Origin of the sequence: Paenibacillus sp. MMO-58, assembly GCF_037146255.1 — a bacterium.
GTDB lineage: Bacteria > Bacillota > Bacilli > Paenibacillales > Paenibacillaceae > Pristimantibacillus.
In genome coordinates, this window is record NZ_JBBCVY010000002.1 from 1,084,258 (window position 1) to 1,100,910 (window position 16,653).

A 16,653-nucleotide genomic window follows, 5' to 3' on the forward strand; every position below is an offset into this window, starting at 1 on the left:
CAGGCCTCCCTTCTATTACCCGACCAGTCCCGTTCGCTCAATACTTTCGACGAAGTATCGCTGCACGAACAGGTACAGGACAATAAGCGGCAGGATCGCCAGCAGAATCCCCGTATCCTGCACCATGCTCAGATAGAACGGATCCTTCGCGGAGGCGTCGTTTCCTAGAATAATAGAAAGGTTGTAAGGCAAGGACGACAGCTGCGTGGACATCACGTTGCTCGAAGTAAGATACGTTGTCGTAAAGAAGCTGTCGTTCCATTGCCAGACAAAGGAGAACAGCAATACCGTAATAATGGAAGGAACCGCGTTAGGCAGCATAATGCGCAGGAACGTCTGGCCAACGCTTGCCCCGTCCATATAGGCGGCTTCCTCCACCTCCCGCGGGATTCCGCGGAAAAACTGACGGAAAATAAAGATGTACAGCCCGGCTTTCAAGGAATTCGCGGTAATGGAAGTTAAGATAAACGGCCAATACGAATTTAACAGATTAACGGATTTTCCCGTAATAAGGGGGATTAAGCCCATAAGAGTAAAATCCTTCAAATTCAGGTACATCGGAATCAGGATCGTAGTCGGCGGCACCATAATGGTCAATATGACGCCCGCAAACAGCAGGTTGCTGCCTCTGAATTTCAATCTTGCGAAAGCATAACCCGCCAGCGCGCAAGAAATAGCCGTTAGAATGGTCGTTGTCGCCGATAACGTAAACGTGTTGAGCAGCGTTTTCCAATAGTCCATGATGGCGATGGCATTCTTGAAGTTCTCAAGGGAATAATGCTCGGGTATCCAAACGACAATTGGCGAGTATAGATCGGTTTTTGCTTTGATGGCTGTAGATATCTTTTGAATAATCGGATACAAAATGACAAATGACAGGCCGGCGATCAGCACAAGCCGAACAAACGACCACACCCACCGTTTCCAGCTTTCGAGCGATAACAATCGCGCTAAGATCAACAGAATCACCTGCTTTCTATTCTTGGTAGAAGACCTTCTTCGAAACGATATAGGAGCTTACAAGCAGGATCAGCATGATGGACAGGAAATACAGCCAAGCCATCGCCGAGCTTAGTCCAAAATCGAAATTGGTAAAGCCCGTTTCCTTGATCAGGTCCGTCATATCGTTTCTTGAGAAGGAATCGATAATGGTATAGATCATATTAACGAGAATGAGCGGGCTGACCATCGGAAAGGTAATCTTCCAGAACGCCTCGTAGCCCGTTGCCCCTTCCATCTTGGATGCTTCGTACAGCTGGGGCGAAATGGTCTGGATACCGGCCAGGAAGATCAGAATCTGCACGCCGGATTGACTGACAATCTGGTAGATCCGTTCTACCGCGGTAGTCAAATAATTAACGATACTCTCGCTTACTCCCGCATCCTGCATCAGTCCCGCCAGCTCATAAGCGCCTAAAGCATGAATAGCGCCGCCCGCACCCTGGTTCTGATCATTGACAGCCTGGACGAGACTGGAAGTCTCAAGCGTCATAATGACTCCCGAAGCCAGGATGACCGGCAGGAAAAAGATGGATCGGGCAACCGAGCGTCCGATAAATTTCTGGTTCAGAAGAACGGCCAGGAACAAGCTGAAAATAACGATTAATGGAACGTTAACGACCATGTTCAGGATAGATTCCGTCAAGGTACGGTTGAAGCTTGTATTTACGGTTAAGGCATTGACATAGTTTTTAAAGCCGATAAAGCTGATCTGAATCCCCGATGAATTCGCATCAATCTTGCTGAGGCTATACCGGAAAGAGTTGACCAGAGGAATGATAAAGAAAAATACAAACCCCAGCAGCCAGGGCAAAACGAACAAAAAACCGAGCATCGCCTTTTGCTCTGCATAGGTTCGATGCTTCATGCCGAGCTTCATCATACGTTTCAAGATTGGTCACCACCCGTCAAGTAACTCTCGGCTTCTATCGCCTTGCCATCCACATTCACTTGGTAACGGTTATAGTTGACAATGATCGATATGCCGTTGCCGTATACCGTTTTGTACACGCCTTCCTGCAGCTTCTCATGACCGGCAATCGGCTCATTCCGGACATTCCTTAGCACCTTGTTGACTTCCTGGTACATGGCTGCCGCTTTATCCAGCCAGAGCTTATAGTTCACCGCATACAGCTCGTTATGGTCGGTGTCCTTGACGGTATAGTTCGGCTCGTAAATCCATTCGAAATAAACATTCGCCCCATATTCCAGGCATTTCAGAATGTATTGCTTATCATTCGTGTAATTCGAGAGGTTGTACGGCCTGCCGGTATACTCCACATTCCCCCGAATAACCATTTGGTAGAACGGAATTTGCTCATCCTCGAGCTTGAACCCGCTATAGCCCATCGGAGCATTCGTAAGGTCCGAGAGATACGGCAGCGCATAGGCATTTCCGCCGTTGCCCATGACCTGCATGCCCGCAAGCTTCGCCAGCGCTTCCCGCGAGATCTGCTCCGATTCCGTCCGGTCGATTTGATTATGCTTCCGGTAATCGCTGTTCAGCTGACTGGCAAGGTCTCGGAGTGAGATGCCTTGAACATCGAATTTCCCGAGTCCCTTTAAAGCGGCTTCAACATAGCTCTCCACGAGCCGCGGGGTGACAATATAAGACGGACTCTTCGCTATATCGCGGCGATTTAACGCCAGATCGACCGGGTAAAGAACGGCAGGGTCCCCTCTCAGCGTTCGGGATGCGGATTTGGTCTCGTTAAAATCGGCGCCTGTATTCGCCGTAAGAAACGCCACATCGGGGAATAACGCCACGCCGCTCTCCGCTGCGTACGAAGCAAAGTCCCGTAGTCCCTTGCTGCCGCCAATCTCATCGTCAACGGCAATGGATTTGGGCACTTTATGGTCCACTCCGCCGTTAAACCAGCCGGCATATTTCAACTTAATCTGATGCACGCCAAGCTGGTTCATTTTATTAAGGATATCCTTGGCTTCGCTAAAGGTTGTCAGGGATTCAAGAGCCCTGTACGGGATGCCCATAAAATGCTTTTTGTCCGAAATGCTGCCATCAAGCTGAAGGTAGAATGGAATATCCTCCTTGGCCGAGGCTTTTCCCTGCGCCGGGAGCGCCTTGTTCCGCGTCAAATATTCCTTGTAATAGCTCGCCATCCCCTGATAATTGGCATCCTCGCCGCTTAGGAAAGCATAACGGACGACAAAATCGGATTTCATCGGATTTTCTTGAAACTTGGGAAGGGAACGCTGCTGACCGTTTGCGTCAAGCGTGACCTGGCCTTTATTGATGACATTAAAGCTTGGATAAACATAGTTGTAGCTGTTTAATCGCCCGCTTATATCCGCATTAATCGTGGCTACGGACTCCCCCTCTTCAATGATGCCAAGGAAAGCGCTGTTGCCGCGGATGATCCCGTATACCGGAAGTCTTACCGCTTCCTCTCTGGCCGCATCTTCCGTCCTCGCCGTTGTATTGTCTTGCCCGTAAACAACCTGCTGATAGGAAGGATAGCGGGTTTTTCCGCTGTTAAAGTTAATCAAGGCGCCGGAGCCATCCGGAACAAGCATCGAGCCTTTATCCCCTGTTCCTCCCGCTCCAAAGAAATTAAGGAACGACACGCTATTGACCGGATATTCTTCCGGGTAACGGATGTCGGCCACCGGAACGGAAGCAACGAGACTATTGCCGTCCAAAGCGTACTTTATAGTGGCTTTAAAAATTCTCGGCGCGGTTTTCTCCTGGGTGAAATGAAGCTCCTCCATATCCTGTTTGAGGTCTTCTTCGGTATAACCCGCGGCTTCGATCGCTTTTAACGCCCGGTCCAGCTGAAGACCGTTTAACGCGCTGTCGTTTCTTTCGTAGGCGGTCTTTTCCTTGTTTTCTTTATAAGCGATTTTTAATGCGCGCTGCCCGGTTTTATCCAGCTTCTTGTTTAAGGCTTCGAAGCGCTCGGCGCTCATCATTTTCGGCATATCCTCAACCGTTTTCTCCATCTTGCCGAATTGATAAGTCACGCTAAGCCCGTTTGGAAGCTTCTCCATGCTGATCTGTTTGTTCATGACGCTGTCCGTATAGGAATTAATCGAATTAAGCTGCCCAAAGCTGTTGTAGAAATCCAGCTTGATCTGGGATGATAACATATCCTTGTTTACGCCTGCGGCTATAGGATCCTTGCTGCCATCCGCTGGATTGCTGCGCCACACCTCTCCGCTTTGCTTTTGCAGCACGGCAATCTCGCCGGTCTGATCATCCGCGAATAACCGGAGCTGATCGTTCTCCGCTACTCCTTTCATGCCAGCAAGCTTAGGGTCCGCGAAGGACGCGCTCAAAGCCTTTCCTTTGGCAAAGGCCATAACGGCTTGGTCTGCCTCTCCGGTCTGCTTGCCCGGCGCAGCGTCCGAGCATCCGGCAATCACCATCGCAGCCAGACAGCAGCCGGTCAGCAGGCTTATTCTCGTCTTATTCATGTTTAGAGCCTCCTCCCTAACGCCTGAGCACGATTTCTTGGTGTATGACCTGCACGAAAGCAACCATCTGCTGAATTAAACTAAAAAACAATAAACACAGGAACGCCATAAATGCCATTGCCGCAAAGGTCAGAAGTATTGTCCCGATCGTCTTGGACGGCGAATATTGCTGCACCGTCATATTGCCGACGAACAGAAGATAAGCGCACCACAGCACCGATAAGCTGTTGAAAAAATGATAGAACGACACTTCCTCCAGGGAAATCAGGTTACTTAGGCCGATCCAAGGCAATTGAATAATCAGCAGCGGTACCAAAGCAAAGCAGGTCGAGGTGAAAATATCGACAAATTTGCCTTCCCCGTCCATCAAGGTGGTAAGCGACCAATTGGCTATCGACCAGAATAAGACGGGTACAATGACATACAAGCACTCCATCAGACTGTTTATATTGTCCGGATATACGATATTGACCACGAATCCGCTGTATTGCGTCTGCATAATTTTCATTACGATCAGCAGAAACAAGACGGAAAAGGAAATGATAAGATTCATCTTCCGGCTGCGTTCGTACTTCAGCTCCCAGAAGCCGTTAAATGGGTGAAAAATCAGGTACAGCGGATATTTATAGAGCTCTCTGCTTAATGTAGGCACCCTTTTTCCCTCCTTTCCGTTTCCGGTATTTGCTGAACCCTAACCAGCAGACGATAAGCATTACCAATCCGGTCATCATCCCCGGGAAGTACTCGCGCAGCACTTCCTTCCGATAGAGCAGGAACGCCTTGGAATACCCCTTCTGGTCCATGCTTTTCTTGAAATATTTCATGGCTTCGCGATAATCGCCTTGCCGCAGCAGCGCTTTGCCTATTCCCGCGTAGGCAAATTCCAGGTTGGCGTTCATGCTGATGGTTTCCTGGTACAAAGCAAACGCCTGCTCCTCATCGCCGCTGTAATAGGCCCTTACAGCCTCATTAAGCGTGCGGCCGTATTCGGTTGTCTGAAATACGGTAATTTCCCCAAGCGCTTTATCCAAGACAAGAAATTCATCTCCAAGCCTTTCAATCGCTACGGGGGTGTTGAATTGCCCCATTTGATTGCCAATTCCGCCGAATACGTACAGTAAATGGCCATCTCCGTCGTACGTAAAAATTCTGCCCCGCTTGGCGTCCAGAAGGGAATACATTTCGCTGTCGCCCACGTCTATATCGATGAGCCGGGACGGTCCGGTCGCGCTCATGTAGCGAATATCGCCTTCCGGAGCGAAATAGCCGTTTCGCCGCAAGATATCATTGCCTTGGGCATTCAGCTTTTTGACATTCCCGCTGTCCTGGCCATTCGTGGCATAGATAAAGCCCTCTTGATCAATGTCCAGGTTCGTAAACTCGGTTGGCGTAAACATCACCATCTGGCTGCGCTGCGCTTTGGTCGACAGCATCTTCCATAAATAATCGGTCGGATTGAAGGATACGCGGTTAGCCCCGACAAACGAGGTAAACGTGCCGTCCGGGCTAAACTCCATAAATCCGTCGTATACGCCGGCTGACATGGCGTATATGCGCTGCGCTTTGTCGACGACAACCCGGACGGGCTGGAAGTCGAATTTCTCCGAGAGCAAATCGGATTTGGGGGCAGCGATTATTTTGACAAGCTTATTGCTGCGATCGAGATGAACAATCCGTTTATTGCCGGTATCGGCTACTACAAGCTCCTTGCTGTCCGTAACAAACAAACCTTGGGGATTATTGAAAGTCTCTTCTTTCCCGTCAAGGAGAAAAGAGCTGATCGTCTGCACAGGCTGAAAGCTGTCATTCAGCACAACCACTCGGTTATGGCCTGAATCCAGGACGTAAACCTGCCGATCGCCGGTCACATGGAAATCGCTTGGCTCTTTGAAAGCGCCTGCTCCCAAGCTTTCCCCGTTCCACAATGCATTGGCTTGATAGGCTGCCGGAGCGGCGGTCGTCAGCCCCCAATAGGAATAGTTATACGATTCTGCCCCATCCGCAGCCATTGCTCTGGCTCCTCCCGCGCTGATGCCGAGCAACAAGGACAACGCAAGGAGCACGATTATTTTTTTCTGTATCTGCATCAATAGGACTCCCTTCTACTCTTTCATGCCCGAGGTTGCCATCGTCTGGATGACACTGCTCTGGGAGATGATAAAGAGCGTGATTGGAACAATCATGAGGATAAGCGCAACGGCGGCGCCAACGCCTGCCCTCGCGATGCCCCCCAGCGCGATTTGTCCTAGTGCGTAATGCAGCGTTTTCAAATTCTCGCTGTAAATAAAATTGCCTCCGTCAGAGCCCCACAGCATCGGAAATTGAAGAATCATTAAAGTCAGCCAAGCCGGCTTCACATTGGGCATTACAATCTGCCAATAAATCCGATACTCGCTGGCTCCGTCAATCTTGGCAGCTTCCACTAAAGCATCCGGGATCTGCTCCATGAACTGCTTCATTAGGAATAGCCCTAAAGGAAAGGCCAAGGATGGAATAATGATCGAAAGATGCGTATTAATCCAGCCCAGCCAGGACATTACCATGTAGTTCGGAATGGCCGTTACCGTGCCGGAGAACATGAGAGACAAAACAACGGTTGAGAAAATAATCTGGGAGCCCGGAAATTTATGTTTCGCCAATGGGTACGCGGCCGCTGAGGCAAGCAAAATGTGACCGAAGGTGCCTACCAGCGTAATCACAAGCGTATTGGCGATATAGCGGGACAACGGAACCCAGGAATTCCCCATTAAGGCAACCAGGTCGAAGAAGTTATCCAGCGTTGGATTATTAACCATAATTCTCGGCGGGAATATAAACAGCTCATCAAGCGGCTTGAAGGCATTATTAACGGCATAGACCAGCGGTATAGCCATAAACAGGCCAAATACGGCAAGCAGCAGGAATAAGAGGAAGCTGACGGTGAAGGAACGGTTAAGCTTCTTCTGAATCCGGAAAGCCGAAGTCCAACTGTTCAAATCATTCACCGACCTTTCTTAGGAGCTTCTGGGTCAGCTTGTTGGCTCCAACCATAATCAGGAACAGTACCGTGGCAATGGCGGAAGCATAACCCATCTCGAAACGGATGGTGCCGTAATCCATCAGATGCGTCACGATCGTATGCGCCGCGTAATTGACGCTCGGGAACCCCGCGAGGGCGATGGAGACATCGGCCACGGCAAACGATGCCGTGATCTGCAGAACGGCGCCGAACAATAACTGGGGCCTCATTGAAGGAAGCGTGATGAACCACAGCTCCTGCCATCTGTTGCGGATGCCGTCCACAGCGCCCGCCTCCACCAGCGATCTGTCGATCGTCTGGAGTCCCGCTATAAAAGCCAGAAAGCTGGTACCCAAGCTGAGCCATAGCTGCACGATAATAACGATCGTAAGAATGTATTGTTCGTTCGTCAGCCACTGGATTGGTTCAAGAATAAAGCCGAATTTAATGAGGAACCCGTTCAAATAACCGTATCGGTCACCCGAAAATACGATAAGCCAAATGAAATACACGTTCCCTGAAATCGATGGAGCATAGAAGATTAAGGTCATAACGGCCCGGATTTTCGGAGAAAGCTCATTGATAATCCAGGCAAACAGGAAGCAAGCGAAATAACTGATAGGACCCGTGATAATGGCGAACATAAAGGTATTGCGCAGGGCAATCATAAATACGTCATCATTCAAGAATAGTCTGGAATAATTATCCCAACCTACGAATCTCGGGAATTCCAGCATATTGAAATAGAAAAAGCTGAGACACATCGAAAATACGACCGGAATAATCGTAAACAGGGTGAAAATAATCATGTACGGGCTCATAAGGATGTAATAATGCTTGCTTCTTTTTATCTCTTTGAACGTTTGCGCCCATTTGGATACCTTAACCGGCTGCCGGAGGAGATCTGGCCCGGGAGCAGGTACGGATACGGTTTGACTCGTGTCAGGCATCGATTTCACCCCTGGCTAGTTTGGTAGTTTAAATTCTTTTCGCTTAATCGCGATTTCGTCATTGATATATAAGATATAGTCGGACAAAGCCTCGCGAGGATTCTCGCTGCCGTTAACGACTTTGCGGAAGGCGTTATCCAGATGGCGTCCCGTAAAATATCCGCCCGGAACCTGAGGAATCCCCTCAACCCATTGCCACTGGCTCTCCAGGTTCTGATAATCCTTCACCGGCCAAGGCAGCTCCTCAAGCGCTTCGATATTAGCCGTCGGATAACGCGCGGCTTCGCCAAGCAGTCCTTCCATCTCCCGCCCGAACGCAATCTGCGTATCTTTGCTGGTCCACCATTTCATAAACGTCCATGACGCGTCTTTATCCTTGGCATTCTCCAGCATCATGACGGAGGTTGTATGGCTGGCTACTTCATGATTAATCGTGCCGTCCGGCATTTCCGTTCCGGGCACCATGGTAAAATCCCATAATCCCTTAATCTCCGGCGCCATCACCGTCAGATTGTTATACGTCGTGTAATCCGCGATTCCGATAGGCATCTCGCCGGTACGGAACCGGTTCGGGAAATCGGCTTTTAACGGAAACTTGTAGTTGGTATAGAACTGCGTCCATTTCTTGAAGACCTCCATCGAAACGTCGGAGTCTAGCGCGCTTTTCTTATCGTCATCGGAATAAAACTTCCCACTGTTCTGATAGAGCATCATGGAGAAAGCCGCATTTGGCGTAAGATTCGCGTTGTTCGTCACGTCGTCGATCGGCAGGAAAAATTCCATATTATGCTTCTGCAGCACCGAGATCATGTTGTATACGTCCTGCCAGGTTTTCGGAGGCTTTACTCCTATTTCCTCCAGAACGTCCTTCCGGTAGAACAGCATCGGGAACGTCTGCTGCTCCGGCAAGGCGTATACGCCACCGCCGTATTGGTATGGCACTAATGCGCTTTCGTTGAACCTTGAAGCCACTTCCTTGAAGTCAGGGAAACCGGATAAATCCGCAGCCGCTTTCCTCATCGCATAGTTAACCGGCACATCCTCCCCGATCTGCATGGCAACATCCGGCCCTTCATCAGCCAGTGTTGCTGGAAGGAGAATATTGGCCGGAACAAGCCTCAGCTTCACGGAGATATTGGACTCCGGAGTAAAGCTTTCATCAATCAGGCTTTTTAATACCTGCGCCTGGTCCCTGCCCGTCGTAATCCATACGGTAATCGACTTATCGCTTTGCTTCGTATTTCCGATGCTGTCATAATCCTCCGTATAGGAAGCCAGCAAGCCTCCAAGCTCATGCTTGACCTTCTGGCCGAACGTCGCCTCTGCTCTTGGCAGCTTGACATCAGGCGAGGATACAACCAAATAATCCAAGGTCAAAGGCTGAACTCGGACGTTCAAAATCCAAGTGCCTAGTCCCCCTACATTGGTTTTGAAGGCGATCAAACGTTTTGCCACCGTCTCCGGCTTTGCAGCCATCTCTTCAAGCTGGCTGACCATTGTATCCAGTACCGCTACTTTATCGCTTTGTTCGCCTGTGGACTGTTCAAGGTAATCGGCAACGCTTTTTATCGCGGCCGCTTGCGTCTTGAACACTTTCGTCATTTCCGGAATCCGCTTCTCAAGCTGATAATCGCGATAGGGATCGGGCGAGTTGGAGGTAATGATCAGAATCTTTCTGTATATCTCATTAAGCTGCAGGACGCTTGATTCGATCGTCTGTAGCAGCGGTGCGATCTCGCCTAGGGATACGGACAGACGAAGCGTGTGCTTGCCTTTGGTTAAATGGAACAAATAAGGCTCCGTGCCGCCCATAACGTCCATTTTCCAATCCATACCGAAATTAAACGGAATCTGCTTCATTTCTTTGAATGGATATTCGCCGTCAATCATGAGACTACGCGTGCTGTAAACGCCGCGTAGCTGATCCTGCTTTCTTTTTAATGCAATCTGGTATAAGCCATCTTCCTTCACATCCACTTCCCACTCCAGCCACTGCCCCGGAAGCTTCCAATTCACGCCCCCGATTGCGTTAATCCTGATCTTCGACACGTCATACGGAATGACGGCCGGGCTTGACTTGTCTGACAATGGATACAGCGTAGGAGACGATTTGAGCGCCGCGTCCTCCGCCTGAATCATCAGATTCTGATTTACGACAGGCTTAAGTCCTTCCGCTTCATAATCCTTTTTTACCTCTTCATACGATTTAACCGTCTTCTCCTGATAGAGCTCGATATAATCGATCGCCATCGGCTCCCGTGAAGCCGTAAGCGTAAGCTTCTGCATGCCTTGGTCGAAGTGAAACAAATAGGGATCTTCGTAATAGCCTTCGCTGTCCATGAATGGCTTGAGCTGCCACATTGGCTTCTCGACTTGTCTCGGCCGCAGATCATTTCCCCGGTCATCCCGTTTGATTCCGGCATCGCGGTTCCCCCATAACCGGTCAAACAGCAAATCTTCCGCCCCGGTAAACGGCAGTTCGTCGTTAATGGCAAACTTGCGTTCAATAGCGGAGCTTTTGCCCTCCAACGGGTAGTAATGGATTCGGAGATTATATAATCCTGCCGTGTCCACGGGAACCTTCCAACTGATTGATCCCGTGTCCGGCGTTATGACGGCTTTCCCGTCGAGGCCCTCCGGATGATCGGCCACTTCAAAGCCTTCTCCGACGGTATCCGTGAAGTTCTCGCCTTCTATGCGAATAACCTTTGATGGTCTATCGTCGCTGGAATAGCTTTTTAGGTATTCGGTATAGCCGTCCTTATCATCTGAATCCGTGATCGCCTTAAACCCGCCCATGGCTTGAGCGCGTCCGTTATTCGGCTGACCCGAAGGGTAGAAAGCCCAAATGGACAAAAAAAATACGAGTAGAACCAGTATGGCAATTCCGTAGCGCTTCCTTTTTGTGCTGCTCAACTCTGCTCCCCTCCTGCGGCAAGAGATTATGCTTCAGCAACAGTCCCCACCTGAGATCGTTCGAATGTGAGATCGTTCGAATGGGGACTGTTGTTACAAGCATGAATGATTACTTTTTATTTACTTTTTGTAAACTTCATCAATGGCAGCCTGGGCCTGCGCTTTATAAGTGTCAATAACGGTGGATACCGAATTGCCCGAGGTCAATTCCCCGATCATTTCGTAGTAAGGGAATTTAGGGAATGTAGCGCTGTCGAGCACAAGCATGCCTGCGCCGGCGTCGCGGGCGTTCTGGATATCGTTCTCGTCGGTGAAATTGCTCTCAAGCGTAGCTTGGTCCGGATAGTCGTAAATCGAATCGATGTCGTTGATTTTCTCCCAGATGTAGATCAGCTGATCCGGGTTCTGTACGCTCTTCGGAATGGTCAAGGCCTGGAACGCGCCTTCAGACGAATGGTATGCTGTCGCGCTTGGTCCTTTAGGGAATGGGACAAAACCGATATCGTAGTCTTTCATATCCGTTTTCAAGCCGCCGATCTCATACATAGCACCCGCATACATGAGCGTATTGCCTTGACGGAAAAATTGTCCCGGCTCCGTCCAGTCTCCGCCTTCCGTTGGACGAGCAACCTTCTCGGTTGCCAGCTTGGACAGGAAGTTAAATACTTCAACCGTCTTCGGATCGTCCAGATTCTGCTTATCCCCGTTGGTCAGGCTCGTTTCGTTGGAGACCAGCGCAGGATCCATAAAGCCGGCCGACGCAAGTCCCCATGTATCGAGCTTGCCGTCATTATTCGTATCTTTGTTCGCCTCTTTGGCGACTTGAGTAAACGTATCCCAATTCCAGTTGTCCTCGCTCACGTATTCCTGAGGGGATTTAATGCCAAGCTTGTTCAAGAGAGTGCGGTTATAAAAAATGCCGGTAATCAGATTGCCTTGACCTTCGGAGAACGCGTAACCGCGGCCGTTGTACGACATAAATTCGGAGGCCTTCGGATTAAATACCTTCGTATTTTTCGTGTATTCATCTACAGGCCATAACAGATCCTGCTGCACCAAAGCCGGAATCGTGTAGTTTTTACCCAGGCGTACAATATCGCCAAGCGGCTCGCCCGCAAGCAGGGAAGCGACAACCTTCTGCTGGTATTCGCCATAGTCGACCGCTACGAATTCCATTTTAAAATTATGCTTCTTCTCAAGCTCCTCCAGGTTTTTCTTGCGCTGGATATTATCCGGATTGTCCTCCCCGATCGTCATATCCCACCAGGATACAACCTTGATCGTTCTGCCGCCCATGTCGAAATCCATCTCGGGCGAAGAAGCATCATCCTCCGCGTTGCCTGCGTTATTCGACGCGGCGGCGTTATTCGAGGCCGTTGCATTATTGCTTGCTGGCGTATCCGTGCTATTCCCGTTTCCGTTTCCGCTTCCGTTTTTGCTGCCGCTCCCACCGCTGCATGCGGTTAAAGAAGCTGCCAGCACCAAAGTCGAAAGCATCATGACCGTCTTTCTCACTTGCATATTGGTCCCCCCTAAATTGGTTTACAGGGAAAAGTGTAGCGCTTACATTTCGGAGCAACAACCTGCCGGTCCATAGATCAATGACCTGTCAATTTATAGGTTTCGAGGAATGGCGGCGTTTATCGGGAGGCTTCCATTTCAAGAGGTAAACAAATGGATGATGGATAAAAAAATGCACATTGTCACCCGCCCGGAAAATGAACAATAATAAAAACCATAATCCGTCAGAGACAATCCTACAGAAAGCGAGGTTCGGATTTATGTATAAGGCGTTACATGTCCATCCCGACACGATATCCAGAGAAGAGATCAGATTGATGCTTCCTTGGGAGCAGTATGGCTTCCGGCTTCATGAATATGCGGATTCTCTCTCTGACGCTCAAGAAATTCTCAGCATGCAGACCTTCGACCTCATTCTTATAGATCTTAAATTCTCTCAGACAGCCGGAATGCGGATCTGCGAGCAAATCCGCGAGCATAGCCGTGTCCCTATTATTCTTTTGGGAGGAAGCCATGATTTCCAACTGCTGAGAAAAGCAATAGCTTTTCAAGTAAGCGATTACATCGTCCATCCCGTACAACCGGAGGATCTGGCAGCCAGTCTATGCAAGGTTAAGAAAGAACTCGATGCGCAATATTCCAAGCGTTTAACCTTAAGCTACGAGAATAAAAAAAATCAGAATCCGTCCATCATTGATCTGGTCAAGCATTACGTTCAGGAGCGGCTGCACGAGAATATTACCTTGAAAAAAATCTCAACCATGCTTCACTTCAACTGCGCCTATCTCGGCCAGAAATTCAAAGATCAAGAAAATATGTCGTTTAACGAATATCTGCTTCAGCAGCGGATGGAGAAGGCAAAGTTTCTTCTGGAGCAAACGGATATGAGAATCTACGAGATCGCCAATCAAGTGGGGTATACGGAAATTGACTGGTTCTATAAGAAATTCAAGGAGTACACCGGCTCCAGTGCCAATGAGTACCGTAAGCAAAGTACGGTATATGCCTAATGGATCTTTGCGGACACTCTATTTCGTAAGCGCTTGCAAATATAATGAACGAAAAATAGCGTTGCAGGGTGAACTCTCTGCAACGCTATTTTCATTTGTCCTGCTTCTCTAGTTACTTTGCTCCTGACAGCTTTAGCAGCCCAAAGCCGGAAGTGTTGGTATAAGAAAGACCGGAACGGTCATTCCAGATCGCGACGCTGTCACGGTCGCCGTCACCGTCTTCGTCATTGTTTACTTGAACGTCAAAGCCAATGATATCTCCGGCTGCCGGTGGCGTACCATTCCATTTAATGGAGGCCTCAACCACATACCCGTTAGCCGTACGTTTTACCGCTGATACCAGATTGCCGCTTAAAGAGCCGGGATTTACGCTTTGCTCGTTGTCAAAGTTAATCCGGTATTGCCCGTCATCGGCCTGATAGCTTGCGGTTCCTCCCTTATTCTGATCAACGAATATTTCCACCGAGTCCTGCTCCCATACGTTTGGACTTGCCTTGGACAACAGCGAATCCGTCACTTCCGCAAGAACGTATAACCGTCCTGCGTCCCATAGCGTTCTAACCTTTGCTTGCGATCCTTTTGTCCCTTGTACCCATCTGTCCGTTGTCAAACTGCTCGCCTTGCTCCAAACGGAATCCACCGTCCCGTCAACAACGGGAGTGCCTATCGCGGCTTCCGCGAATTGCGGACCTTCAATCAACGTTATGACGCCGAATTTGGACGTGTCGGTATCTTGCGAGCCCGTTCTATCGTTCCAGGAGGCTTTCGTTGTCGTGCTTCCCGCTTTATCAACAATGCGAACATCAAATCCAAGCTTGTTATCAAGTGATAAGCCGGCAACCGGAATAGCCGCTTCAATCCGGTATCCTTCCGCAAGCTTTACGGCTTTGTATTCGGCCGGTTTACCTGGATTCGCACCGCTGCGGCGGAACGTATATTTTTTGTCGTCCGCTTCGTACGCGGTTGTTTTACCGTTGTTGCCGTCAATAAATACTTCTACCGCATCATTTCCGTTCGTGCTTATATCCGAAACGTCCACTTCAATGTAAAGCCGGTCTTTTTCCCATAACGTTCTGAATGCTGCAACCGGTACACCATCATCATTCCGTATGGAAACGGCCGGTGACTTGCTCCATGCATCCTCCAGCTTGCCGTCAACCGCCGCACTTGCTTTAGCCGCCGTTGTCTGCTGAATGTCTACGGGAAGCTTGCTAGGATCTACCAATGCCCAGTAGGCATATTTCGCCTGCAGCCGTTCATCGAACAGCAGAGGCCAATTATTCCGGTCGACCGGGAAGGTGCGCAGCCAAGTATTCAAATCATCCTTGCCCCAGAATATAACGGCGGTCAGCTGGTCTGCATGTTTTCTGAATACGTCGAAAATTTCCTTATACCGCTTCGCCTGCTTGATTTGCAGCTCCAGAGGGAACGTCTCGTAAGCATCGTTGTCATTCGTATAAACGCTCATATCCAGCTCGGTGACTTGCTGCTCAATGTTCAAATCCGTAAAAGCCTGGATCATATCGTCAAGCTCTTGCACCTGCGGATACTCAATACCGATATGCGTCTGATGGCCAACGCCGTCAACCGGAATGCCCTTATCCTTCAGACGTTTGATTAAGTCATGCAGATCCTGCCGCTTCTCCGGCATATTCGTATTGTAGTCGTTAATAAACAGCTTTGCGTTTGGATCCGCTTCATGCGCATATTCGAATGCTTTCTCGATAAATTCTTCTCCTGCGATCTTATACCACAGACTGTTGCGGAGGCCTCCCTGCTGTTTGTCACCCGGCTCAAGCACCTCGTTAACGACATCCCAGGCATAGATTTTACCTTTATACCGGCCAACCACCGTCTCGATATGGCGCTTCATCCTTGCAAACAGCAGTTCTTTGCTTGCAAGGTTTCCATTGCTGTCGTAAAACACCCAATTCGGTGTTTGGGAATGCCAGATCAACGTGTGACCGCGCATGGCAATCCCGTTTTGCACGGCAAAATCAACGATTTTATCCGAACGCGTGAAGTTGAACTGTCCCTCCTGAGGCTCCGTGGCATCCCACTTCAGCTCATTGCCGGCAGTCAAGCTGTTGAAATGCTTCTTTACCAGCTGCGCATCCGGACTGTTTGAATCTTCGATCTCATTAACCAATACCGCCGTTCCAAGCTTGAAATCATCCTTAAAAACATCCTTCAAGGACGGAATATCCTGCTGGATAACAATGGGTTCCGGTTCGGGAAGCTGTTCCATGGAAAAATCGTCCACATAGAAGTCCAGCGTTGGATTAGAGGAGGCTTCAAGGTAGACGGAGAGATTTTGGATCGGTTGTTTTAATGAATATTGACCGCTCAATTTCGCCCAGCCGTCCGCTGTGACATTCCCGGAAGTCACTCCTTCGTAATACGTTGTTCCGTCCGTTGTGCGCTGAACGGTCATCGACACCGATGAGGCCGCCGTTCCTGCCGGAAGCTTGACCCAAGCGGTCAGCACGTAGGTTTTCCCTTCCGTCATAATGGAGGACACATCAAGCTGCGGGCCATTCCAGCCTTGCGATCTTCCTGCTACTTGAAGACCGTATGTCCCCGTGTGGGCTGCGGCTCCCGAGGCTGTAAGCAATTCATTGCCTCCGCGTCCATGCCAGCCTTGAACCGTGCCATCCTCGAAATCCGTTGCCATTTTTACTGCGCCTGCTTCAGCTTCCGCCTGTTTCGGCAGCACGCCCAGCGACAAGGATGCCAGCATCAGAACTGTCGCCAACATGCCTGAAAGAGAGCGCTTCAAACCTTGTTTCTTCATTCATACACCTCTTCTTTCCCCTAATTGTAT

11 protein-coding genes are annotated in these 16,653 nt (G+C 49.6%); 1 reads left to right on the forward strand and 10 read right to left on the reverse strand.

Annotation, left to right across the window (positions count from 1 at the left end; genetic code table 11):
• Positions 1–15: 15 nt before the first annotated feature.
• From WFJ73_RS10560 to WFJ73_RS10600, 9 genes are all read right to left on the reverse strand, one after another.
• The gene (locus tag WFJ73_RS10560) at positions 16–960 is read right to left on the reverse strand and encodes a carbohydrate ABC transporter permease (RefSeq protein WP_336772989.1); all 945 of its coding nucleotides are present in this window, start codon (positions 958–960) and stop codon (positions 16–18) included.
• A 16-nt stretch (positions 961–976) separates the two neighbouring features.
• A complete protein-coding gene (locus WFJ73_RS10565) occupies positions 977–1,882 on the reverse strand; it encodes a carbohydrate ABC transporter permease (protein WP_442955940.1) in 906 nt (301 codons plus the stop codon).
• A gap of 5 nt (positions 1,883–1,887) precedes the next feature.
• Positions 1,888–4,434 carry a DUF5696 domain-containing protein gene (locus tag WFJ73_RS10570; RefSeq protein WP_336772991.1) on the reverse strand — a complete coding sequence of 849 codons (2,547 nt, stop codon included), beginning with the start codon at positions 4,432–4,434 and terminating at the stop codon, positions 1,888–1,890.
• Positions 4,435–4,450: 16 nt separating this feature from the next.
• Positions 4,451–5,086: a YIP1 family protein gene (locus tag WFJ73_RS10575; protein WP_336772992.1), complete on the reverse strand. Its 636-nt coding sequence runs from the start codon at positions 5,084–5,086 to the stop codon at positions 4,451–4,453.
• The gene (locus WFJ73_RS10580) at positions 5,058–6,521 is read right to left on the reverse strand and encodes a hypothetical protein (RefSeq protein ID WP_336772993.1); all 1,464 of its coding nucleotides are present in this window, start codon (positions 6,519–6,521) and stop codon (positions 5,058–5,060) included. The genes WFJ73_RS10575 and WFJ73_RS10580 overlap by 29 nt, the downstream gene beginning before the upstream one ends.
• 15 nt (positions 6,522–6,536) lie before the next feature.
• Positions 6,537–7,409 (reverse strand): carbohydrate ABC transporter permease, encoded by an 873-nt coding sequence (locus WFJ73_RS10585; protein ID WP_336772994.1) that lies wholly within the window; start codon positions 7,407–7,409, stop codon positions 6,537–6,539.
• Between the two features lies 1 nt (position 7,410).
• Entirely contained in the window at positions 7,411–8,382 is a 972-nt protein-coding gene (locus WFJ73_RS10590; protein WP_336772995.1) for a carbohydrate ABC transporter permease, read from the reverse strand.
• Between the two features lie 15 nt (positions 8,383–8,397).
• On the reverse strand, positions 8,398–11,232 hold the full coding sequence (locus WFJ73_RS10595; RefSeq protein ID WP_442955941.1) for an extracellular solute-binding protein: 2,835 nt from the start codon (positions 11,230–11,232) through the stop codon (positions 8,398–8,400).
• A gap of 186 nt (positions 11,233–11,418) precedes the next feature.
• The gene (locus WFJ73_RS10600) at positions 11,419–12,819 is read right to left on the reverse strand and encodes an extracellular solute-binding protein (RefSeq protein WP_336772996.1); all 1,401 of its coding nucleotides are present in this window, start codon (positions 12,817–12,819) and stop codon (positions 11,419–11,421) included.
• A 260-nt stretch (positions 12,820–13,079) separates the two neighbouring features.
• Here WFJ73_RS10600 and WFJ73_RS10605 point away from each other — a divergent pair, with 260 nt between their 5' ends.
• Positions 13,080–13,829: a response regulator transcription factor gene (locus WFJ73_RS10605; RefSeq protein WP_336772997.1), complete on the forward strand. Its 750-nt coding sequence runs from the start codon at positions 13,080–13,082 to the stop codon at positions 13,827–13,829.
• Positions 13,830–13,941: 112 nt separating this feature from the next.
• On the opposite strand, the gene WFJ73_RS10610 is transcribed toward WFJ73_RS10605, so the two are convergent.
• Complete coding sequence (locus WFJ73_RS10610; protein WP_336772998.1) at positions 13,942–16,623, reverse strand: endo-1,4-beta-xylanase; 2,682 nt, start codon at positions 16,621–16,623, stop codon at positions 13,942–13,944.
• Positions 16,624–16,653 lie beyond the last annotated feature (30 nt).

Excerpts from the sequence above, each read along its gene's own strand:
- WFJ73_RS10565 (WP_442955940.1), bottom strand. The coding sequence starts at position 1,882 with ATGATGAAGCTCGGCATGAAGCATCGAACCTATGCAGAGCAAAAGGCG.
- WFJ73_RS10605 (WP_336772997.1), top strand. The coding sequence starts at position 13,080 with ATGTATAAGGCGTTACATGTCCATCCCGACACGATATCCAGAGAAGAG.
- WFJ73_RS10600 (WP_336772996.1), bottom strand. The coding sequence starts at position 12,819 with ATGCAAGTGAGAAAGACGGTCATGATGCTTTCGACTTTGGTGCTGGCA.
- WFJ73_RS10610 (WP_336772998.1), bottom strand. The coding sequence starts at position 16,623 with ATGAAGAAACAAGGTTTGAAGCGCTCTCTTTCAGGCATGTTGGCGACA.
- WFJ73_RS10570 (WP_336772991.1), bottom strand. The coding sequence starts at position 4,434 with ATGAATAAGACGAGAATAAGCCTGCTGACCGGCTGCTGTCTGGCTGCG.
- WFJ73_RS10580 (WP_336772993.1), bottom strand. The coding sequence starts at position 6,521 with ATGCAGATACAGAAAAAAATAATCGTGCTCCTTGCGTTGTCCTTGTTG.
- WFJ73_RS10590 (WP_336772995.1), bottom strand. The coding sequence starts at position 8,382 with ATGCCTGACACGAGTCAAACCGTATCCGTACCTGCTCCCGGGCCAGAT.